The 20,089-nt window shown below is 47.4% G+C and carries 23 protein-coding genes; 18 read left to right on the forward strand and 5 right to left on the reverse strand.

Going from position 1 to position 20,089, the window contains the following annotated elements:
- Positions 1 to 20 precede the first annotated feature (20 nt).
- On the reverse strand, positions 21 to 434 hold the full coding sequence (locus D5S11_RS00860; RefSeq protein WP_007407562.1) for a MarR family winged helix-turn-helix transcriptional regulator: 414 nt from the start codon (positions 432 to 434) through the stop codon (positions 21 to 23).
- 331 nt (positions 435 to 765) lie between these two features.
- On the opposite strand from D5S11_RS00860, the gene spoIIID reads away from it, so the two are divergent.
- The 4 genes from spoIIID (at position 766) to D5S11_RS00880 (ending at position 4,032) form a co-directional block, all read left to right on the forward strand.
- A complete protein-coding gene (gene spoIIID, locus D5S11_RS00865) occupies positions 766 to 1,047 on the forward strand; it encodes a sporulation transcriptional regulator SpoIIID (RefSeq protein WP_003151236.1) in 282 nt (93 codons plus the stop codon).
- 180 nt (positions 1,048 to 1,227) lie between these two features.
- Positions 1,228 to 2,229 carry a cell shape-determining protein Mbl gene (gene mbl, locus D5S11_RS00870; protein ID WP_003151237.1) on the forward strand — a complete coding sequence of 334 codons (1,002 nt, stop codon included), beginning with the start codon at positions 1,228 to 1,230 and terminating at the stop codon, positions 2,227 to 2,229.
- Between the two features lie 159 nt (positions 2,230 to 2,388).
- Positions 2,389 to 3,186 carry a flagellar hook-basal body complex protein FlhO gene (locus D5S11_RS00875; RefSeq protein ID WP_007407561.1) on the forward strand — a complete coding sequence of 266 codons (798 nt, stop codon included), beginning with the start codon at positions 2,389 to 2,391 and terminating at the stop codon, positions 3,184 to 3,186.
- 24 nt (positions 3,187 to 3,210) lie between these two features.
- Complete coding sequence (locus tag D5S11_RS00880) at positions 3,211 to 4,032, forward strand: flagellar hook-basal body protein (RefSeq protein ID WP_032869859.1); 822 nt, start codon at positions 3,211 to 3,213, stop codon at positions 4,030 to 4,032.
- 17 nt (positions 4,033 to 4,049) lie between these two features.
- Here the strand turns inward: D5S11_RS00880 and D5S11_RS00885 are convergent, their stop codons facing one another.
- Positions 4,050 to 5,114: a tetratricopeptide repeat protein gene (locus D5S11_RS00885; RefSeq protein WP_007407559.1), complete on the reverse strand. Its 1,065-nt coding sequence runs from the start codon at positions 5,112 to 5,114 to the stop codon at positions 4,050 to 4,052.
- Positions 5,115 to 5,308: 194 nt separating this feature from the next.
- Between D5S11_RS00885 and fabZ the strand changes: the two genes are divergently transcribed.
- The gene (gene fabZ, locus D5S11_RS00890; RefSeq protein WP_003151242.1) at positions 5,309 to 5,734 is read left to right on the forward strand and encodes a 3-hydroxyacyl-ACP dehydratase FabZ; all 426 of its coding nucleotides are present in this window, start codon (positions 5,309 to 5,311) and stop codon (positions 5,732 to 5,734) included.
- Between the two features lie 56 nt (positions 5,735 to 5,790).
- Complete coding sequence (gene mscL / locus D5S11_RS00895) at positions 5,791 to 6,186, forward strand: large conductance mechanosensitive channel protein MscL (RefSeq protein ID WP_003151243.1); 396 nt, start codon at positions 5,791 to 5,793, stop codon at positions 6,184 to 6,186.
- A gap of 45 nt (positions 6,187 to 6,231) precedes the next feature.
- Here the strand turns inward: mscL and D5S11_RS00900 are convergent, their stop codons facing one another.
- Entirely contained in the window at positions 6,232 to 6,642 is a 411-nt protein-coding gene (locus D5S11_RS00900; RefSeq protein ID WP_012118638.1) for a YwpF-like family protein, read from the reverse strand.
- Positions 6,643 to 6,814: 172 nt separating this feature from the next.
- On the opposite strand from D5S11_RS00900, the gene D5S11_RS00905 reads away from it, so the two are divergent.
- The 4 genes from D5S11_RS00905 (at position 6,815) to D5S11_RS00920 (ending at position 9,452) form a co-directional block, all read left to right on the forward strand.
- Complete coding sequence (locus D5S11_RS00905; RefSeq protein ID WP_003151247.1) at positions 6,815 to 7,168, forward strand: hypothetical protein; 354 nt, start codon at positions 6,815 to 6,817, stop codon at positions 7,166 to 7,168.
- Between the two features lie 97 nt (positions 7,169 to 7,265).
- Complete coding sequence (locus tag D5S11_RS00910) at positions 7,266 to 7,607, forward strand: single-stranded DNA-binding protein (protein WP_061581672.1); 342 nt, start codon at positions 7,266 to 7,268, stop codon at positions 7,605 to 7,607.
- 208 nt (positions 7,608 to 7,815) lie between these two features.
- Complete coding sequence (locus D5S11_RS00915; protein WP_020956457.1) at positions 7,816 to 8,598, forward strand: transcriptional regulator GlcR; 783 nt, start codon at positions 7,816 to 7,818, stop codon at positions 8,596 to 8,598.
- On the forward strand, positions 8,595 to 9,452 hold the full coding sequence (locus D5S11_RS00920; protein WP_061581673.1) for a Cof-type HAD-IIB family hydrolase: 858 nt from the start codon (positions 8,595 to 8,597) through the stop codon (positions 9,450 to 9,452). The genes D5S11_RS00915 and D5S11_RS00920 overlap by 4 nt, the downstream gene beginning before the upstream one ends.
- 112 nt (positions 9,453 to 9,564) lie before the next feature.
- On the opposite strand, the gene D5S11_RS00925 is transcribed toward D5S11_RS00920, so the two are convergent.
- Both D5S11_RS00925 and D5S11_RS00930 read right to left on the reverse strand, forming a co-directional pair.
- The gene (locus tag D5S11_RS00925; RefSeq protein ID WP_032867432.1) at positions 9,565 to 12,339 is read right to left on the reverse strand and encodes a DEAD/DEAH box helicase; all 2,775 of its coding nucleotides are present in this window, start codon (positions 12,337 to 12,339) and stop codon (positions 9,565 to 9,567) included.
- Positions 12,326 to 13,936, reverse strand: a complete 1,611-nt coding sequence (locus tag D5S11_RS00930; protein ID WP_015240739.1) for an SWIM zinc finger family protein — start codon at positions 13,934 to 13,936, stop codon at positions 12,326 to 12,328. Before D5S11_RS00930 ends, D5S11_RS00925 begins: the two co-directional genes overlap by 14 nt.
- A 203-nt stretch (positions 13,937 to 14,139) precedes the next feature.
- Between D5S11_RS00930 and D5S11_RS00935 the strand changes: the two genes are divergently transcribed.
- From D5S11_RS00935 to D5S11_RS00975, 8 genes are all read left to right on the forward strand, one after another.
- Positions 14,140 to 14,283, forward strand: coding sequence for a YwzD family small protein (locus tag D5S11_RS00935; RefSeq protein WP_003151259.1), 144 nt, complete (start codon positions 14,140 to 14,142; stop codon positions 14,281 to 14,283).
- A 215-nt stretch (positions 14,284 to 14,498) separates the two neighbouring features.
- Complete coding sequence (gene tkmA, locus D5S11_RS00945; RefSeq protein ID WP_085341571.1) at positions 14,499 to 15,245, forward strand: protein-tyrosine kinase activator TkmA; 747 nt, start codon at positions 14,499 to 14,501, stop codon at positions 15,243 to 15,245.
- Positions 15,232 to 15,921: a CpsD/CapB family tyrosine-protein kinase gene (locus tag D5S11_RS00950; protein WP_012118633.1), complete on the forward strand. Its 690-nt coding sequence runs from the start codon at positions 15,232 to 15,234 to the stop codon at positions 15,919 to 15,921. Before tkmA ends, D5S11_RS00950 begins: the two co-directional genes overlap by 14 nt.
- Before the next feature lie 45 nt (positions 15,922 to 15,966).
- The gene (locus tag D5S11_RS00955; protein WP_085341570.1) at positions 15,967 to 16,731 is read left to right on the forward strand and encodes a tyrosine-protein phosphatase; all 765 of its coding nucleotides are present in this window, start codon (positions 15,967 to 15,969) and stop codon (positions 16,729 to 16,731) included.
- A gap of 200 nt (positions 16,732 to 16,931) precedes the next feature.
- Positions 16,932 to 18,257 carry a UDP-glucose dehydrogenase family protein gene (locus tag D5S11_RS00960; protein ID WP_061860939.1) on the forward strand — a complete coding sequence of 442 codons (1,326 nt, stop codon included), beginning with the start codon at positions 16,932 to 16,934 and terminating at the stop codon, positions 18,255 to 18,257.
- 63 nt (positions 18,258 to 18,320) lie between these two features.
- Positions 18,321 to 19,109, forward strand: a complete 789-nt coding sequence (locus D5S11_RS00965; protein ID WP_015240735.1) for a YwqG family protein — start codon at positions 18,321 to 18,323, stop codon at positions 19,107 to 19,109.
- Between the two features lie 280 nt (positions 19,110 to 19,389).
- Entirely contained in the window at positions 19,390 to 19,824 is a 435-nt protein-coding gene (locus D5S11_RS00970; protein ID WP_007407544.1) for a coiled-coil domain-containing protein, read from the forward strand.
- Positions 19,824 to 20,084 (forward strand): YwqI/YxiC family protein, encoded by a 261-nt coding sequence (locus D5S11_RS00975; protein ID WP_007407543.1) that lies wholly within the window; start codon positions 19,824 to 19,826, stop codon positions 20,082 to 20,084. Before D5S11_RS00970 ends, D5S11_RS00975 begins: the two co-directional genes overlap by 1 nt.
- Positions 20,085 to 20,089 lie beyond the last annotated feature (5 nt).

A 20,089-nucleotide genomic window follows, 5' to 3' on the forward strand; every position in this document is an offset into this window, starting at 1 on the left:
ACAGCACTTCCCTTTCTTTTCTATTTCGTTAAAAACACATTCAGAAACTCAGAAAAAGCTTCCTTATCTCCATCTTGGAAATCCGCAAGCATGTCTTCCTCGAACTTCAGCATCTCTTGATTGATGCTGTCGTATTTCAATTCAGCTTCCTTCGTCAGGACGACGAGCTTTTCCCGCTTGTCTTCTCCCTGTTCCCGCTGAATCCAGCCGTTTTCTTCAAGGCGTTTGATCGTTCTGGTAACGGTCGGCGCCTCTACGTTCAGATAGGACCAGATTTCTTTTTGGGTCATCGGTCCGATCGTTTTTAAGCAATATAGGATTGACCATTGAGAGGAGTACAGGCCGAATGGTTCCAGCCGTTCATTGGCTTTCTTCGTAATCAGGCGGGCGCATTGATTGATTTGATGAATGAGGCGTCTGTTGACGTGGATCATTTCCGTTCTCCTTTTCAAAAAACTTACCTAAGTAACTAATTGTGCTGTTTCATTCTACAGCAGGATCGCGCGGATGTAAACCCCCTGATCAAAAAGCAGAAAATTATGACCCGCCCCTTGTCCTTATTGAGTTTTTAGCATATTCCCAATTCATTGCTAATACACTGTTACAAACCTATCAAAGAGAGTGTTTGAGGTGAGGGATCGTGGGCATATTTCTAAAACCTTCTTATATAATCGGACAACGAAGAAGCTGCATCATCAGTGAATCTGTTACAGAATACGGATCTCATTTCACACTTCTCACATCCAACTGGGGAGGTCGAGTGGTGTGCACGATTACATCAAAGAGCGAACAATCAAGATTGGTAAGTATATCGTGGAGACGAAAAAAACCGTTCGTGTCATTGCGAAAGAGTTTGGTGTTTCCAAAAGTACCGTACACAAAGATCTGACAGAGCGCCTGCCTGAAATCAATCCTGACTTGGCGAATGAAGTAAAAGAAATACTCGATTATCATAAATCCATCAGACATTTAAGAGGGGGAGAGGCGACGAAATTAAAGTACAAGAAGGATGAAATTCTTGAAGGGGAGCCCGTTCAGCAGCCGTAGCGCCTGACGTCTGCCGGGCCCTTTTTTCTCCTCCCGGGCGGTTTCGCGAATATCCGCAAAATTTTGTCAAGAACTTATATCGTTCAGCAGCTTTTTTTTGATAAATTATGATAATATATATAATTAGGGCACAATGTGGATATTTTACTGTGAAACAGATATCAAGGAGGATATAAATAGATGTTTGCAAGGGATATTGGAATTGACCTCGGTACTGCAAATGTACTGATCCATGTAAAAGGAAAAGGAATTGTTCTGAATGAGCCTTCCGTTGTGGCACTTGATAAAAACAGCGGCAAAGTGCTGGCTGTCGGTGAAGAAGCCAGACGAATGGTTGGACGTACACCTGGGAATATTGTTGCGATCCGTCCGCTGAAAGACGGCGTAATCGCAGACTTCGAAGTAACAGAAGCCATGCTGAAACATTTCATTAATAAGCTGAATGTAAAAGGACTTTTCTCAAAACCGCGCATGCTGATCTGCTGCCCGACGAATATTACATCCGTTGAGCAAAAAGCGATTAAAGAAGCAGCTGAAAAAAGCGGCGGAAAGCATGTGTACCTTGAAGAAGAACCAAAAGTTGCCGCTATCGGCGCGGGTATGGAAATCTTCCAGCCGAGCGGTAACATGGTTGTTGACATCGGAGGCGGTACGACAGATATCGCAGTTATTTCTATGGGCGATATTGTCACCTCCTCTTCTATTAAGATGGCTGGGGACAAGTTTGACATGGAAATCTTAAATTATATCAAACGCGAGTATAAGCTGCTGATCGGTGAACGTACCGCTGAAGATATTAAGGTGAAGGTCGCAACGGTTTTCCCAGACGCACGTCATGAAGAAATCACCATCCGCGGCCGTGACATGGTTTCCGGTCTGCCGAGAACGATTACAGTAAACAGCAAAGAAGTAGAAGAAGCCCTTCGTGAATCAGTTGCCGTCATTGTGCAGGCCGCCAAGCAGGTTCTTGAAAGAACACCGCCTGAATTGTCCGCTGACATCATCGACCGCGGCGTTATCATTACCGGCGGGGGAGCGCTGTTAAACGGGCTTGACCAGCTTCTTGCCGAAGAGCTGAGGGTGCCTGTTCTTGTCGCTGAGAACCCGATGGATTGTGTTGCGGTCGGAACCGGCGTCATGCTGGATAACATGGACAAGCTTCCAAAACGCAAACTGAGCTGATGATAAAACCTCATTCTGAAAAAGAATGGGGTTTTTTTCTGACAAACCCTTCACGAACGGGAATGTAAATCCGATAATAAGAAAAAATGCTGATTTTCATTATAGAACAAATGTTCCGGTGAGGCAACTGGAAATAATGCTATTTCAGAGGTGGAAGACTTGTTAAAAGGATTATATACCGCAACGTCCGCAATGATTACACAGCAGAGAAGAACGGAAATGCTGTCAAATAACATCGCAAACGCGAATACGTCAGGGTACAAAGAGGATCAAGGTTCAATCCGCGCCTTTCCCGAGATGCTTCTGAGCCGAATAGAAGGCGACAAAAAAACGAAAATCGGCTCCGTCAACACAGGCGTATACATGCAGGAGCTGAAACCGTTGTTTACGCAGGGAAGCCTGAAAACGACCGATCAGCCGACGGATATCGCGCTTATGGAGAATCAGGTTCCCAAGAATGCCGAAACGAATGAAAACGCCGAGCTGTTTTATCCCGTGCAGACCGCAGGCGGCGTCCGCTATTCAAAAAGCAGCACTTTCTCATTAAATGAAAACAATCAGCTTACGATAAACGGAAACCTTGTGTTATCAACAAACGGACAGCCGATTACAGTCGACAATGAAAAATTCACCGTATCAGAAAACGGAACGGTCACGACAAACGGCCGGCCGGCGGGGCAGATTGATATCAGAATGGAAGAAGACGTGCGCAATCTGAAACGGGACGGCAATGACCTATACAGCACGGCCGACGGCTCTGAACTGTTGAGCGCGGCGGCGAATCCCCAAGTCTCGTATTCATTAAAGCAAGGCGTCTCGGAGCTTTCAAACGTGGACGTGACGAGCACGTATACAGAAATGACGGAAGCATACAGATCATTTGAAGCCAATCAGAAAGTCATTCAGGCTTACGATAAAAGCATGGATAAAGCCGCAAATGAAATCGGCAAAGTGTAACAAAATGGGGGACATTCAATTATGATGCTCAGATCAATGCTGACGGCTTCAACAGCCTTACATCAGCTTCAGCAGCAGATGGATACAGTCAGCAGCAACCTTTCAAACAGTGATACGACAGGCTATAAAGCGAGGGACTCCCGCTTTTCCGAGCTGATCAGACAGCAGTATGACCACATAGATGACAAAAAGGAAAATTCGCCGAACATGCGGAAAACGCCGCCCGGCCTGCGTCTCGGCGCCGGAACGGTGATGACTCCGCAGCTGGACTCAGGGCAGGGAAGCATCAAAAAAACCGACCGTGACCTTGATATCGCGTTCACATCACCTTATCAATATCTTCAGGCAGAAGCGGACGGACGGCGGGTGTATACAAGGGACGGCTCACTTTCCCTCAAGCCGGCCGGCGGAAATGACCGGCTGCTTCAGCTGATGACAGCGGGAGGCAATCCCATTCTCGATGAGAACGGTCAGCCCATACAAATTGACAGTTCGCTGACTCAGCTGAAAATCAGCAAAACCGGAACGCTGACTGCTTCGGACCAGGCGGGAACCCGTTCGCAGACGTTTAATCTCGGCATCGTCAATGTCAATAATCCTCAGGCGCTTCATGCGGAAGGGGATAATCTGTTTTCCGTAAACGGCGCGGGGGCTTCAGCGATTGAAGAGCTTACCGGCGCAAACCGGCAGGCAATCGGTATGGAGCAGGGCGCGCTTGAAAGTTCAAATGTCGATATGTCAAAAGAAATGACCGACTTAATCGTGTCTCAGCGTTCCTATCAGCTGAACAGCCGCACGATTACATTGGGAGACCAAATGCTGGGCTTAATCAACTCAGTGAGATAAAAGAAGGGGCGTTTTGATCAGCCGCGCATGATAAAAAATGCGGCTTTCTCAAAATCGCCCTTTTTTTTGTAGTAATCAGTAATATCCTGAAGCAGCACTTCCAAATCCACCCACGCTTCAATTTTCTGCAACTCCAGCACAAGCTTCTGCAATCGGTCGTACGGGTCCTCCTGAGCGGTGTACAGTATGTTGAGCGCGGTCAGCTTCAATTTCATAATCTTGTTCTGCACTTTTTCAGATATGTATAATCCTTTCTGCAGCACGGTTTGTCCTTCGGCGGCAGAGCCGGTTTTAAAAAGTGCTCTGACCGCTTCGTACACACAATGAAGGTAGGAAACGGGAGACTCTTTCTCGAAACGCTGATTGCCCAATACCTTTTTGTAAAAAGGGAGGGCCTCTTTATCTTTTTTCTGGGCGGTCTTTAAAAAACCAAAATTATAATAGGCGTGGCACAGCAGGTTATTGTCATTGATCCGGTCCGTTATCTTTATGGATTCATTGAAGAGCTGTTCTGCGTCGTCATAGCGTGCCTCGTCTATATAATTCACGGCGAGAAGCAGCCGGCAGCTGAGCGTTTTTTTGATGTAGCCGGCTTCATCTTGATAGATTTCCAGCGCTTTATTGACATATTGAATGGAGAGCGCAGGCGACTTCATCATGTAATATGCACCCGCTGTTTTATAATAAAATTCAGCGGCTTCGAAACGGTCCTGAATGGCCGGCAGGTACTGTTCAGCTTCTTTAAAGCGGCAGACAGCACGGTTCGGAGCGCCATTCACCATATGGAATAACCCTTTGAAAAAATAGAAATAATAAGTTAATTCATGATCCATCTCATCTTTGCGCCGCTTCAGCTCGCAGAACAGCTTATTCAGACCGTCTTTTTTCTCAAACAGCAGCTGAAACCGTGCGAAAAACAGCTGATATCTGAGTTTGAGCTTTGCATTCTTTTGTAATTTGGGGAGATGCTGATTGATTTGTTCGTGAAGGGAACGGGCTAGATCGAATTGGCGTTTTCCCATGGCGTCATACCACTCATTCAGCATCACCAGCGTACGTTTTTCAGTAAACTTAGCAATCATCTTCCAACCTCTTTGCATAGGGTAAAAGTCTTTATTTATCATAACACATTAATGGACGAGGCTCATTGCCAGCTGGTTACAGTTTACAGCGCGGTTGAAAAAGAAATTGATTCATAATATACTTCCAAATGTACAGATTGGTGCCACATATGCCTTCTATACATACTATTGTCGATGAAGGAGATGTCAAGAGAATGCTTGATACTCAGCAAATTAAAGAAATTATTCCCCATCGCTATCCGTTTCTTCTGGTAGACAGAATTACGGAAGTCGAAGAAGGAAAACGGGCGGCGGGATATAAAAATGTGACGGCGAATGAAGATTTTTTCAACGGCCATTTTCCTGAATACCCTGTTATGCCGGGCGTATTAATCGTAGAGGCTTTGGCGCAGGTCGGAGCGGTTGCGATGCTGATTAAAGAAGAAAACCGGGGCAGACTCGCATTTTTTGCGGGGATTGATAACTGCCGTTTCAAAAAGCAGGTAAAACCGGGTGACAAGCTGGAGCTTGAGGTTGATATTACCCGCGCGCGCGGTACGATCGGACGCGGCAAAGGCGTTGCCAAAGTTGACGGCGAGCTCGTGTGTGAAGCTGAATTAACTTTTGCGCTCGGAGAATAAAAGCAAACAAATGGGCTTATAAAAAAGCCCATTTTGTATAGAAAGGGGTGAATGTGATGTGGTCAGAATTTAAAAGCTTTGCGATGCGGGGCAATATCATGGATCTGGCTATCGGTGTCGTCATCGGCGGCGCTTTCGGCAAAATCGTGACGTCGCTCGTTGAAGACATCATCATGCCGCTTGTCGGCCTGCTTCTTGGCGGTCTTGACTTTTCAGGACTGGCCGTGACATTCGGCGATGCTCATATCAAGTACGGAAGCTTCATTCAAACGATTGTGAACTTCTTTATTATTTCATTTTCTATTTTTATCGTGATCCGCACAATAGGCAAGCTGAGACGTAAAAAAGAAGCAGAAGAAGAGGCTGAAGAAGCCGAGGAAACAGATCAGCAGACAGAACTGCTGACTGAAATCAGAGATCTGCTGAAACAGCGGGCTCCTCACAATGACTAGTGCACAAAAAAAGGCTGGATGATTAACGTCCGGCCTTTTTCATGATCATAATTTTTGTTTAAACGCTTCAATCAGCCGGCTGCCCGAGTAGCCTTCTTTCACGAGCGACTCCAGAATGCTTTCTGATCCGGGGTGGTTTCTTGACACCATTTGACCGTAAATTAAAACTTGTATACTTCTTTCCAGCTCGACGATATTTTTGATGCTTCCCGTCAGCTGGGCGGGGCGGTTGCTTTTTTTCGTAATCGTTACAAACACCTTCGCTTCTTTCTGGCTTTTCATCAGCATGTCAAAAAAAGACAAGTGTTCGGCCGGGACCAGTGCTTCAATTAACCAGTGATTTTCTCCGTCCTCTTTATTGATAATCAATCCGTCTAAAAGGGGAAACTGCTCAATCGGCTGATCGTCTTTATCTAAACGTTCCACATTCAGATCAACCAGTTTAAAGGTTTTCATCTCTTATTTTCACCCCTGTTGTCCATGTTTTTCGTTCATTTATTATAACACATATCATTTTTCCCGGGAAAATGCTGTAAGACATGCTTCATCATTTTTGTAGGCGGTCAACATTTAATCATTTCTATTTTTTCATTATAATGTAAAAGAATATGGTCATGGAGAGATGCTTATGAATCAATTGCGCCTGAAGGAAATCTATATAGAAGACGGTTCAAGGCGAAAAGACGATCATTCCTACTTGGTATGCAAAAAGGAAGATTGTGAGGTGCATCTTAACAGAAGGGGAAATGTCGTCTTTTTATATGAAACAAAAGACCGCATGGAACAGTATAAAATTCAGCTTTCACTGACTGATAAAAAGCTGAGTTTTTACTGGTTCGCATGGGACGGCGGAAAGTTTGTCCGCATGTTTGAGAAAGACTGGCTCAAAACGAAACTTTTCTCGCGGCTGCTCAAAAATACATATTACATAAGCGGCCAAAAACAAAAGTTTTTTTTATCAGAAAGAAAAACGAAAACATAAGAGCAGCCTGAACGGATAACGGCTTTATCCGCTTTTTGCTTTCACGAGCCCTTGTACTACAATGAAGCCAGCCTCGAAAAAGAGAGGAGGATACGGCTTGTTTAACCACGTTATGCTTGTCGGCCGGCTGACGAAAGACCCGGAGCTCCGTTTTACAGCAGCGGGCATTCCCGTCGCGCATATTACGTTGGCGGTAAACCGCAATTTTAAAAGCGCGTCGGGTGAAACCGGAACCGACTTCGTCAACTGCACCATCTGGAGAAAAAACGCTGAAAACACGGCATTGTACTGCCAAAAAGGGTCAATGGTCGGTGTAAGCGGCAGAATCCAGACAAGAAGCTATGAAAAGACAGACGGCGTAAAAGTTTATGTGACCGAGGTCATGGCTGATACCGTTCGGTTTATGGATCAAAAACAGAAAGAGCAACTGGCTGAATAGCATTCTTTTTTCCTCGATTTCCCGCCTTTCAGCGGGCCCCGCAATACCTCCTTCCCACTCGCCAGTCGAAAGACTGGTTTTTTTGTGCGGGAGCTAAAAAATGGTTAAAAAGAAGTGATTTCGCTTATGAATACTTAAAAACATTGAATATATTGGGATAAAAACTTATAATTACTTACAGATAAGTGACGAAAAAGGGAATGAGGACGTGTATCAAGAAGAAAGACTGATTGCGATAATGGAATATTTGAAACAGCATCGGCGGATCACCGCTGAACAGATATGTTCGCTGCTTCATATTTCAAGAGATACCGCAAGAAGGGACCTTGTAAAGCTGAAAGAGCGCGGGGCCATTATCAGAACACGGGGCGGCGCGATTCTGCCGTCGGTGAATCAGGAGGTTCCTGGCTATTCGGGCCGGCTGAAAACCGTTTCTGAAGAGAAAAACAAAATCGGCAAGCTGGCCGCATCCCTGATCCATAAAGGAGACCGGATCATCCTGGACACCTCGACAACCGTGCAGGCCTGCGCGGAGCATTTAAATGTCACCGGCTGCACTGTTATTACAAATTCGATCAATCAGGCCGATATCCTTTCCGCAAAAGAGGGAATTGATATTCACCTGCTCGGCGGAAAGCTCCAGAAGGAACACCGGTTTTTATACGGGGCTTCCGTCGTAGAAAAACTGGGGGATTATCACGCCGATAAGGTGCTGATCGGCGTTGTCGGCATCTCGGAAAACGGCCTGACGATTCCGCATGAAGAAGACGGCATGGTAAAGCGTAAAATGATCCGACAGGCGGAACAGGTGATTGCGCTGAGCGATCACTCCAAGCTTGGCCGTACGAGTTTTTATCAGTATGCAGCTCTGCATGAGATTGACCTGCTGATTACCGATCAGCTGCCTGATCAGGATTTTTGCGATCTGCTCGACCGGCACGGCGTAGAATTGCTTGTAACTGAATCTGAAGAAGAGGATGAGGACATGTGAAACTGATTGCCATAGATCTGGACGGCACACTGCTGAACAGCAGTCATCAAGTAAGCGATGAAAATGAGCGGGCTTTAAGGGATGCCCGGCAAGCGGGAATTGAAATCGTGGTTTCCACGGGACGCGCGCATTTTGACGTGCACTCCATATTCGAACCGCTCGGCATAAAAACATGGATTATCAGCGCAAACGGAGCCGCCATTCATGCTCCTGACGGCAGCCTGTACCACTGTGATGCGATTGAAGAAACAAGAGCCCGCGGCATTTTGTCATGGCTTGAAGAGAATCAATATTACTATGAGGTGTTTACAAACAAAGCCATCTATACGCCTGAAACCGGCAGGCAGCTGCTCGATATCGAAATGGACCGGGTGAAAAGCGCCAATCCGGAAACCGATCTTTCCGTTTTGGAACAGGCGGCTTCAGTGCAATACAGCCAATCCGGCTTTGCTTACATTCATTCATACCGTGAGCTCTTTGAGAAAGAAGAGCATCTGGATTTTTATAATATTCTCGGATTTTCGTTTGATGAGCGGAAGCTGAAAGCGGGCTGGGACCGATTCAGCGGTCAGAAAGATCTCACCCTTGTCAGCTCTGCCGATCACAACTTCGAACTGGCGTCTCGAAACGCCTCCAAAGGGCAGGCGCTCAAACGGCTGGCGCAAAAGCTCGGCATTCCGATGGCTGAGACCGCCGCGGTCGGTGACAGCTTAAATGACTATTCAATGCTTCAGGCGGCCGGAAAAGGCATAGCGATGGGGAATGCGAGAGAAGATATTAAGGAGATCGCTGATGCCGTTACATTGACAAATGATCAAAACGGCGTTGCGCATATGATCAGGAATTTACTGTGAAAGGTATGGCGATACTGTTCATGACTGGCGTGACGCATTCATGGCAAATGCGGCGTAACAGTAAGGACGACATAAAAGACCGGCTCTTCTGAGAGAGCCGGTCTTTTTGCGTTTAATGTGATTGCGCCGATGCGCTGAGGGTGAATAATTCTTCAAGCTCAGCGGATGACAGCTCGGTAATCCAATTTTCACTTTGGATAATCTGATCGTTCAGCGTTTGTTTCGTTTCGAGCATGGCATCAATTTTTTCTTCAATCGTTCCCGTCGTAATGAGTTTGTGAACGTGGACGAACCGTTCCTGGCCGATTCGGTAGGCGCGGTCGGTTGCCTGGTTTTCCACCGCCGGATTCCACCATCTGTCATAGTGAATGACATGATTGGCAGCCGTCAGGTTCAGGCCGGTTCCGCCCGCTTTCAGTGACAAAATCAGCGTCGGGTATTCTTTCTTCTGGAACCGTTCGACGAGAGAATCGCGTTCCTGCTTGGATAGGCTTCCGTTTAAAAACTGAACCGGTTCTCCGAATGTTTTTTCCAGGAGGCGCTTCATCATATTGCCCATCTGAATGTATTGGGTGAAAATGAGGCAGCTTTCCCCTTGTCCGCGGATCACCGCCATTAAATCAAGCAGCTTTTCCAGTTTGACGGATCTCCCGTTTAACAGCTCTGTCTGTTCTTCCTTCAAATAGAGCGCAGGATGGTCGCATATTTGCTTCAAGCGGCCGAGCATGCTCAGAATCAGCGCTTTCCGCTGCATCCCGGTCAGAGAAGCCATATGTTCAAATGTATCTTTGACAAGCTGTTCATAAAGGGATGCCTGTTCGGCTGAGAGCGGGATAAACTCTTTTTGTTCCAGCTTGTCAGGAAGATTAAGCGCCACTTCTTCATCCCGTTTTGTCCGGCGCAGTAAAAACGGCCGGATTAACTGCTGAAGCTGGTTGATTCTTTTTTCGTCACGGTCTTTTTCAATCGGCAGCACATAGCGTTTATGAAAGCCGGTCAGACTGCCGAGATAGCCTTTGTTCATAAAATCAAAGATCGACCAAAGCTCTGTCAGGCGGTTTTCCATCGGTGTTCCGCTCAGCGCGATATGATGGACGCCTTTCAGCTTTCTGATCGCGCGGGACTGCTTCGTATGCGCGTTTTTAATATTTTGCGCTTCATCAAGGCAGATGGTGCTCCATGTCACGGAAGAAAGCTCTTCCTGATCGGCGTGCGACAGGCCGTAAGAAGTAAGAACGACATCCGCGTCCTGATAGGCCGGGACAAATGCTTCCCCCTTCGGCCGGCGGGGGCCGTAATGAAGCACGGCCTCCAGCTGCGGCGCGAAGGTCTGGAGCTCACGCTGCCAGTTGCCGAGCACCGATGTCGGCGCAATGATTAAGGCAGGCGCTTTTTGCCGGCCGCTTTCCTTCACATGGAGAAAATAAGCGATCATCTGAATCGTCTTTCCCAGTCCCATGTCATCTGCGAGACAGGCGCCGAAGCCGTTTTCCCGTAAAAACAGAAGCCAGTTCATGCCGTACATCTGATAAGGGCGGAGCTGGCCCTGAAACGCGGCGCTGACTTCATGCTCCGGCAGATCCCGGGCATCCGTCAGTTTGCGGATCAGGCTTCTGAGCTGCTTTGATAATTCGATCTTGATCCCGGCAAATGCCGATGAGTCAATGAGGTCCGTGTCCTCGGCTCCGTTTTCCCCGTGATCCATCAGTTCGCGCGCCAGCACGTCGGACATGTGGAGGCCCTCAGATTCTGCTTTTTCCATCAGTTTTTTCATTTGTTTAATGAATTGAGGATCAATTTTCACCCATTGGCCGCGGATGTTGACGAGACGTCTGTTGTTTGCGACAAGCTCATTGAATTCATCCTCTGTCAGCTCAATTCCGTTTGTGGCGAATCTCCAGTTGAAATCAAGCAGAGCGTTCATGCCGACGAAGGACTCGCCCCGCGGCGAGGATGACACTTTCGCCTTGAGCATCATATTGCTGTCCCGGACAATCTGCCACCATGATGGGAGAAGAATCTCCACACCCATATCGACAAGCGTCTCACTCGCTTCCGATAAGAAGATCCAAGCCTCTTCTTCAGAAATCAGCGTCGTTCCTGAATCAAACGAAAGCCAGGGAACCGTTCTGCGGAAGCGGTCCTGTTCGCGCGCGATTTTTCCGCTGTATGCCTGCCACGCTTTTTTCAGTCCCTTCAGTCCGTCAAAAAAGGTGATGGAGCCGGTTTTTTTCTCACGTAAAAACATTTCGATTTTCCAGTCGTCACCGTCGAAATCAGGCTCGTTTAATCGGAGCCCGACGGTAAACGGCGTCAGATCGTCATGCCAGCCGATTCCCTCCAGAAAATCATCTTCATCCAAAAAGGAGCCTTTAAACGTATGAACGGCCGGCGAGCGGGTTTCGATCTGCCGCCATTTTTCCAGCAGGTCATCATTGTACTGAATGTAGTCCTGGACCGCGGCTGAGAACCAGTCTGCCGTAAAGCCTTCCAGCAAAAGCTCGCGGTCTTTGAAGCGCAGGACGCCATTTTGCCAAGCCTCATAATCCGGAAGAAAATCGCCGTCGGCAATAAATTCGTATATCGTCGAAGCCGCTTCGATTAACGGTTCCGTTTCCTTTGTCAGCTGCACGGTGCTGAATGAATTGAACGAGTTTTTTCCGAGCAGCTCGACGGTCATCCACGGGCTGAGCAGAACGGCCGGGGTGCCGATGAAGCTGACGTCTTCAAGAAACGTTCCGTAAAAGGTTGACTCATGCCATTGGAACAAATGAGTCTTCATCTGACTGAGAGTAAGCGGCTGCTCCTTCTCATCATGGCTTGACAGCGTAAATGTCCAATCTTCCATTTGTTCTACATGAATGAAAATTTCCTTAAGACTCGCCATCAATCAACTTTCCTTTCTGCAATTCTTCTTGAAGGGCGCGCAGCCTCTTGTAGCTTGCGCTCAGCCGGCTGATATACCGCTCCCATACCTGCTGTTTCTTTGCCTTTTTATAAAGCGTCCGCAGTTTTTTCAGATGGCGCGCAGCCTCTTTATAGGCGCTGCGGTTTTTTTGGTCGATAAAAAAGGCCGCCGCCCGGTGATAGGAGGGGATGAGCGCTTCCGGATCACTGGCGGCAATTTCCTTTAGGATGTCCTTTTCGATTTCCCAGACGGAAAAACCGACGAGGCTGTGAATCTCCACCCACTCCGCGTACCGCCGTTTTTCGTACAGGTACTGGCTGTATTCGGTAAAGGTATAGGGAAGGCAGCCGGAAGCAAACCGTTCAAACAGCTGATCATCCCGTGAGTGCCGCGCATAATCCGCCAATAGCGCAAACAGCTCTCCGATAATGTCGCGCATTTCTTTAAACGGCTTATCAAGCTTCGTATAGTTCACGGCAAGCGGTTCGATCCGGCCATACCAAGCTTTCAGCCGTTTCCAGTCTTTTTTCGCGGTGAGTTCACCGAGCCATTGAAAGGTATACGGCAGCGCTTCAGGAGGGAAGCGGGACATATCTTCAAAGACAGATTCATCATCTTTTTGCAAAAAGGCCAGATGAAGCCGTCCGAACCGCACTTCCGGCGAAAAACGGCGCCCGCTTTCCTGTTCGAGAATCTCCTGTTCACGCGCAACCCATTTCGGCCGGTTCAAAAGCGCGCTCCACATCTCACCGAATACCCGGAGGCGTTCGTATTGAAAAAGCTCTTCTTTCACAAGCAGTCTGCGGAGCACCGGGGGCGTCCGGTCTAAAAAGGGATCGAGTGAAAAAGACAAAGCGTACGTTTTCAGTCTGTCAATGGAGGAATAAATCGTATCCATCAGCTGTTCCACGTATGGATTGATGCTGTAATAATCTTTTTCGGCATCCAATCTGCCTGACTCAATCAAAGTGAACATGTGAAGCCAGACGGCAAGCGCCGAATGAATCTGATATAAGCTTTTAAGCTCGGGTTTTTTCGGGGCGTGTTTTTTGAGCGCTGACAGATAGCCGTAATAAAGGCCCTGCATCGTCTGGCTTCCGGCCGGCGTCCGCGCCTCCCACAGCGAGAATTCCGAATCAAAAAAAGCGAGCCAGCTTGACAGCGACTCTTCATTCGGCAGCACTTTTTCCTGAAACTGCCGGCGGACAAGCTCCCTGCTTTCCTCAAGCTTTTCTCTTTCCAGCCAATGTTCGGTAAAGGTACCGACCCGCTCGAATTGGGCATATACGTAAAGAAAAACGGCCAGCACGTGGCGGCAGATCGCCTCAGACGGGCATGCGCAGCCGCTTTTCACCATGAAAAATAAGTTCAGCGTGACCCTTACAGGCACAACATCCTGCACATATGCGGAAATCTCTGTCGGGGTTTGAACCTGTATACGATAGACGGAATCCTGCCGATATAAAATGAGTGCTTTCTTCATCAGCTGAACATTGTCTTCATTGTAAGGAAGAAGTTCTTTAAGCTGTTCAGCCGCTGCGAGCACATCTTCTTTAGCAATCATATCCTGAAGCATGATTATCGCTCCTAACGAGTCACAAAATAAAAAGATTCCAATTCCTCTATTATATCGCAACACATGGCCCGGAAAAAGTTTTTCCTAAAAAAGGACATAAAAACCCGAATGTGTCGAATGATGTATTAGAGATTGCAAAACAGCACCCGACAGCATATAATAATCTTGTTTTCAATTTAATGGAAGCCGAAAGGAAACGAATGATGAAGAAAACGAAGTTAGATCAAGAGGAGTTTCTGAAGATTTTAATGCATGCGCACGACATTGGTGAGCAGTCCTCTGAGATGACCACAAAAGAAATGCTTGAGAATTTGATTTCTTATATTAAAAATGGATATGCAACATAAAATCCCGCAGGCTCTTGGCCGCGGGATTTTTTAATCTTCCTGTGACACCAGTATTTAAAGCGCTTACAAAAATAAAACAGATTGAAGTGATTGTCTATTTTTGTCGAATTTTGTCATTTGAAAAGGTTAGAAATGACAGTTTAAAACTGTATAATCGTAATTGGAAAAGATCATTGGAGGGAATGGGAATACGCGGAAAGTGATATGGAGGTTATATGGGAGAATCTACAAGCATAAAGGAAATATTCGCAATACTGAGAAAGCGTCTGCTGTTTATACTTATTATTACCGCGGCGGCATCTGCCGCAGGCGGACTCATCAGTTTCTTCGCTCTTACGCCGGTCTATGAAAACTCAACTCAAATTTTGGTCAGCCAATCCAAAAACAATCAAAAAGAAGTCCAATTCAATGACGTTCAAACCAACCTCCAATTAATCAACACGTATAATGTCATCATCAAAAGTCCGGTCATCCTCGATGAGGTGATTAAACAGCTGCATCTGTCCATGACTTCGAAAGAGCTGGAATCGAAAATCACGGTATCCAGCGAGCAGGATTCACAAGTCGTGACGATTGCCGTGAGGGATACGGATGCTAAGCGGGCGGCCGTTATGGCAAATGCGGTTGCAGCCGTTTTTCAGGACAAGATCATCGCCATCATGAACGTGGATAATGTCAGCATCCTTTCAAAGGCCGAAGCGGCGGACAGCCAGTCACCGGCAGAGCCTAACCGCAAGCTGAACATCGCGATTGCGTTTGCCGCCGGACTTTTGGGCGGAATCGGTCTCGCCTTTTTGCTGGAACATCTGGATAATACGATCAAATCGGAAGAACAGCTGGAATCGCTGCTCGGCATCCCGATCCTGGGAACGGTTACTTCAATCAGTACTAAAGACAGCGTTGCCAAAAACTTGAGGATGGCGGAAACCAAACAAGCGGGGGGCGGACATGTTGACGCGTAAAAAAGACAAACCCGGAAAACGAAGCGTGATTGCGATGTCTGAGCCGAAATCCATCAACTCAGAACAATATCGCACGATCCGCACAAACATTGAATTTTCTTCCGTTGATACGGAGGTGAAGTCCCTTTTGATCACATCCGCCGGTCCGGAAGAAGGAAAATCGACAACCGCGGCCAACCTTGCCGTCGTATTTGCACAGCAGGGGAAAAAAGTGCTTTTAATTGATGCGGATCTGCGCAAACCGACGGTTCATTTCACCTTCAAATTGGATAACGGAACCGGATTAACGTCACTGCTGTTAAAACAGATGCCGTTTCAGAAAGCCGTCCTGCCGGCTGATGAAGCAAACCTGGATATTTTAACGAGCGGGCCGATCCCGCCCAATCCGGCGGAGCTTTTATCGACGGGTGCCATGAAAGATCTTCTGTCAGAAGCAGCCGAAGTTTATGATAAGGTGATTTTGGATACGCCTCCCGTCTTGGCCGTAGCCGATACGAAAATATTAGGCAGCTACACTGACGGGGCCATTATGGTGATCTCAAGCGGGAAAACGGACAAGGAAAAAGCGGCCAAGGCGAAAGAAGCGCTCGATTACTGCCCGTGCAAGCTCCTTGGGGCCGTGATGAACGGGAAGAAACAAACGAAACACTCGGACTACGCCTATTACGGACAATAATGTCATAATGGGCGCGGTCCATTCTTTTTAAGGAGGGATTGAAATATGATAGATATCCATTGTCACATCCTTCCTTCCATAGACGACGGCGCGGCGGATGATACAGAAAGCCTGAAGATGGCGAGAGAAGCGGTCAGACAGGGGATTGATACGATCATCGCGACGCCGCATCATGTGAAATACCGCTATGACACGGACCGGCATACGGTCAACGAAGCGGTCAGCCTGTTAAACAAACGTTTGAACAAGGAAGGCATTCCGCTGACTGTTCTGCCCGGCCAGGAAATCAGAACAGACGGAGATCTGCTGGCAGGTCTTCAAAGCGGCTCGCTTGTCCCGCTCCATAATACAAAGTATGTGCTGGCGGAATTTCCGGCGGATCATGTCCCGGCCTACGCTGAAAGGCTGTTTTATGAACTGCAGCTGAACGGATATGTCCCCGTCATCGCCCATCCGGAGCGGAACAGGGAAATTCGCGAAAACCCTTCCGTCCTATACAGTCTTGTGAAGAAAGGGGCGGTCGCCCAAGTGACGGCCGGCTGCATTGCCGGAGCATTCGGGCGGAAAGCGAAATCCTTTTCGCTGCAGCTGATTGAAGCGAATTTGATCCACTTTCTCGCATCTGACGCCCATAATCTCGGACCGAGAAATTTTTATTATCAGGAGGCGCTCGGCGTTCTGAAAAAAGAAGCAGGGGCTGAGCTGATTTACATGCTCGCGGAAAATGCGGCGCTTCTCGCTGAAAACAAAGCCGTTTATAAGGAACCTCCGCTGCCTGTGGCCCGCCGTAAGCGCTGGGGTCTTTTTTAATCGTCGTCTCCATCCCGTTTAAATGAAGCGTAAGCGGCTGTTTTGCAAGATGATTCTTTTATGCTTATGCTATTATCTAGCGGCCGGCGCCGTTTTTTCCTATCATGACCTCAGGCTTCCGGCATTCAGCCGGCGCCGGAATCATATGATAATAACGGTAAGCTGCCCAGCAGCAATTTCTAAACGGTTGGGGGAACACGATGAAAATAACAGTGATCGGAACAGGCTACGTCGGTCTTGTGACAGGAGTGTCTCTTTCAGAAATCGGCCATGACGTAACATGCATAGATATTGATGAACGTAAGGTTGAGCAGATGAGAAAGGGATTGTCCCCTATCTTTGAACCGGGACTTGAAGATATGATGAAACGAAATATCGGCCGGCATCGGCTGGCATTTGAAACGAGCTACGAAAAAGGGCTTGCGGAAGCGGACGTTATTTTTATAGCGGTCGGGACACCGCAAAAAGAAGACGGGCACGCAAACCTTACTTATATTGAAAATGTCGCCGAACGGATTGCCGAACATATTTCTAAAGATGCGATCGTCGTGACAAAAAGCACGGTTCCCGTGGGAACGAATGACAGGATCAGCGAAGTTATTCATTCACGGCTGAAAGCGGACGTGAACATTTCAATCGCCTCGAATCCGGAATTTCTCCGTGAAGGTTCGGCAATTCACGATACCTTTCACGGCGACCGCATCGTGATCGGGGCTGAAGACCGGCAGACGCGGGAAACGCTTGACCGGGTTTTCGCGCCGCTTGCGATTCCGGTATATCATACGGACATCAGAAGCGCTGAGATGATCAAATATGCGTCAAACGCATTTTTAGCGGCGAAAATCAGTTTTATTAATGAAATTTCTCATATATGTGAAAAAGTCGGTGCGGATGTGGAATCAGTCGCACACGGAATGGGATTGGATAAACGGATCGGCAATCAATTCTTAAGAGCCGGCATCGGTTACGGCGGTTCCTGTTTTCCGAAGGATACAAACGCCCTCGTGCAGATCGCGGGACATGTGGAGCATGATTTTGAATTGCTGAAGTCCGTCATTAAAGTCAACAATAACCAGCAGTCCATGCTGGTTGATAAAGTGCTGAACAGGCTCGGCGGTGTGACGGGGAAGACCATCGCGTTATTAGGGCTGTCTTTTAAGCCGAATACAGATGATATGCGGGATGCGCCGTCCATTGTCATTGCAGATCGTCTGGCGGCTCTTGACGCCCGGATGACAGCGTACGATCCGATCGCTTCATTCCGGGCTTCCGGACTGCTTCCGGCTGCGGTTTCCTATCGGGAGTCCATAGAAGAAGCCGTCAGGGGAGCGGATGCCGTCCTGATTCTGACAGATTGGGAACAAATTAAACACTTCCCGCTTGAAGCGTACAAAGAGCTGATGGAAACCCCGGTTATTTTCGACGGGAGAAACTGCCACTCGCTTGAGGAAGCGGAACAGGCGGGCGTGGAATATATCTCAATCGGAAGAAGAGCCGTCGTGCCTCAGACTGATTCTGTCACTTGAAAGGCCGGCGGACCGCGCCGGCCTTTTATCATACAATCTTTAGAGACGAAGGAGATATTTATCGTGGAAAAAACATGGAAATTGCCGAAGCAAATGGAATCATCCCGCGGTCTGCTGGAAACGTCAGCACGGCCTTTTATCAAACTGCACGTCAAAAAAGCTGAAACGGGACGGTATGACAGTAAAATTGCAGGAGACCCCTATTTTCCGAAACATGAACCATATCCTAAAGATGAAAGCGGCAGGCCGATGAAGCTTCTCGCTCAAATCAATTTTGCGGATATGCCCAGACTTCCTGATTTTCCGGACACCGGCATTCTTCAGTTTTACATATCGGTCAGTGATGACGTATACGGTCTGAATTTTGACGACGGGTGCGCGCAAACTGGTTTCTGCGTCAAATATTTTGAACATGTGACAGCAGAAGAAGCGGAGCTCATGGATGATTTTTCTTTCGTTCAGGTTGAAGAGGAGTACGATTTACCGATTCAATCCGAAGCGCTGATCACCCCTGAGCTGTCTGCTGAATGGGTGCTCCCGTCTGATTTTCAATTCAGGCAGTATGCCGGGATGGATGCCTTTGACTATTTCGAGCAGTTTGACGATGAGGTGTATGACGAATATACGGCGAACGCATTCGGCCATAAAATCGGCGGCTATGCGTCCTTCACCCAGGAAGATCCGCGGTCTTATTCTCATCAAAACCATACGATTCTGCTTTTGCAAATTGATTCAGATGATGACATTGATTCGATGTGGGGAGATGTGGGAATCGCCAATTTCTTTATCAGACCGGAAGATTTGAAGAGAAAAGATTTCTCAAACGTTTTGTACAACTGGGACTGCAGTTAACGACAGTATGATGATCATGATACAAGGCAAAGGAGACGGTTAATCACTGTCTCCTTTTTTTTAGGGAATTTATCATGGATACATAGAGGAGATCGATGAATGGATATGCCGTTTATGTGAGTCTTTTGGCGTTAATGATGAGCATCTCGGCTGTTGAAAATAAGCCATTTAACCTATTTAAGCTGCTTTCTGTCTATTTTAAAATATAATATATGGAAATATAGTATGGAAAAGTCTGTGCTTTTTGTACGACTTTTTGCGTAAGACGAGGTGAAAACAGATGAGCCATTCAAGCACATTAAGCCATATTAACAGCACGATCAGCCATAAACTGGGCGAGGTTGAACACCAAATTGATAAATTAAAAGAAGCGAAAAGAGAGATAGAATCTCTGCAGGAAGAGGGCGTATCTGAAATCAGGGACATCCTCAGGCCGCACCTGGACCATCATTGGACCGGCACTTTTGCTGAAGAATTTGATGACCGGCGCGATCAGGCCCATACAGAAGCATACAGAATCGTCACAGACAAATACGACGGTTATATTTACCGAATCGGCTTAAAGATGACACAGCTTGAAATTGAAAAAGGAGGGCTCCTTGCCGCCAGAAGCATTGCGAGAGAGGCAGAGCACCTGCTGACGCTGGGAGAAGAAGCCCTTGACACGGTCGGAGAAAAAATACAATCAATCAAAAGAAGCTGGAGTTGGTTTTAATGGCAGAAATAAAACTCAAATACGGAACCGTCATGAAGCAGCTTGAATCCGTCAGCAGCGCTTTGGAGGCTGTTTCGATCGGGAACGCCGGTTCAAACGGAAAAAACAAGCTCGACTATACCTCCAAGTACCAATCCCGCGAGGCAAAGCTTGTATCGATGATCAGCGAATACAAGCAGGCCGTTCATAAGAATATCGCGGACGTTAAAGACAACGTAGATTCTTTGAAAGAACAGGACGAGGCGATCGCCGTAAAATAACGAAA

Source organism: Bacillus sp. L75 (assembly GCF_003676355.1).
Taxonomy (GTDB): Bacteria; Bacillota; Bacilli; order Bacillales; family Bacillaceae; genus Bacillus; species Bacillus velezensis.

Bases quoted from the DNA above. Each gene is read 5' to 3' on its own strand.
- D5S11_RS00860 (WP_007407562.1), bottom strand. From the start codon at position 434: ATGATCCACGTCAACAGACGCCTCATTCATCAAATCAATCAATGCGCC.
- mbl (WP_003151237.1), top strand. From the start codon at position 1,228: ATGTTTGCAAGGGATATTGGAATTGACCTCGGTACTGCAAATGTACTG.
- D5S11_RS00880 (WP_032869859.1), top strand. From the start codon at position 3,211: ATGCTCAGATCAATGCTGACGGCTTCAACAGCCTTACATCAGCTTCAG.
- D5S11_RS00885 (WP_007407559.1), bottom strand. From the start codon at position 5,114: ATGATTGCTAAGTTTACTGAAAAACGTACGCTGGTGATGCTGAATGAG.
- fabZ (WP_003151242.1), top strand. From the start codon at position 5,309: ATGCTTGATACTCAGCAAATTAAAGAAATTATTCCCCATCGCTATCCG.
- mscL (WP_003151243.1), top strand. From the start codon at position 5,791: ATGTGGTCAGAATTTAAAAGCTTTGCGATGCGGGGCAATATCATGGAT.
- D5S11_RS00900 (WP_012118638.1), bottom strand. From the start codon at position 6,642: ATGAAAACCTTTAAACTGGTTGATCTGAATGTGGAACGTTTAGATAAA.
- D5S11_RS00905 (WP_003151247.1), top strand. From the start codon at position 6,815: ATGAATCAATTGCGCCTGAAGGAAATCTATATAGAAGACGGTTCAAGG.
- D5S11_RS00925 (WP_032867432.1), bottom strand. From the start codon at position 12,339: ATGGCGAGTCTTAAGGAAATTTTCATTCATGTAGAACAAATGGAAGAT.
- D5S11_RS00930 (WP_015240739.1), bottom strand. From the start codon at position 13,936: ATGCTTCAGGATATGATTGCTAAAGAAGATGTGCTCGCAGCGGCTGAA.
- D5S11_RS00935 (WP_003151259.1), top strand. From the start codon at position 14,140: ATGAAGAAAACGAAGTTAGATCAAGAGGAGTTTCTGAAGATTTTAATG.
- tkmA (WP_085341571.1), top strand. From the start codon at position 14,499: ATGGGAGAATCTACAAGCATAAAGGAAATATTCGCAATACTGAGAAAG.
- D5S11_RS00950 (WP_012118633.1), top strand. From the start codon at position 15,232: ATGTTGACGCGTAAAAAAGACAAACCCGGAAAACGAAGCGTGATTGCG.
- D5S11_RS00955 (WP_085341570.1), top strand. From the start codon at position 15,967: ATGATAGATATCCATTGTCACATCCTTCCTTCCATAGACGACGGCGCG.
- D5S11_RS00960 (WP_061860939.1), top strand. From the start codon at position 16,932: ATGAAAATAACAGTGATCGGAACAGGCTACGTCGGTCTTGTGACAGGA.
- D5S11_RS00970 (WP_007407544.1), top strand. From the start codon at position 19,390: ATGAGCCATTCAAGCACATTAAGCCATATTAACAGCACGATCAGCCAT.
- D5S11_RS00975 (WP_007407543.1), top strand. From the start codon at position 19,824: ATGGCAGAAATAAAACTCAAATACGGAACCGTCATGAAGCAGCTTGAA.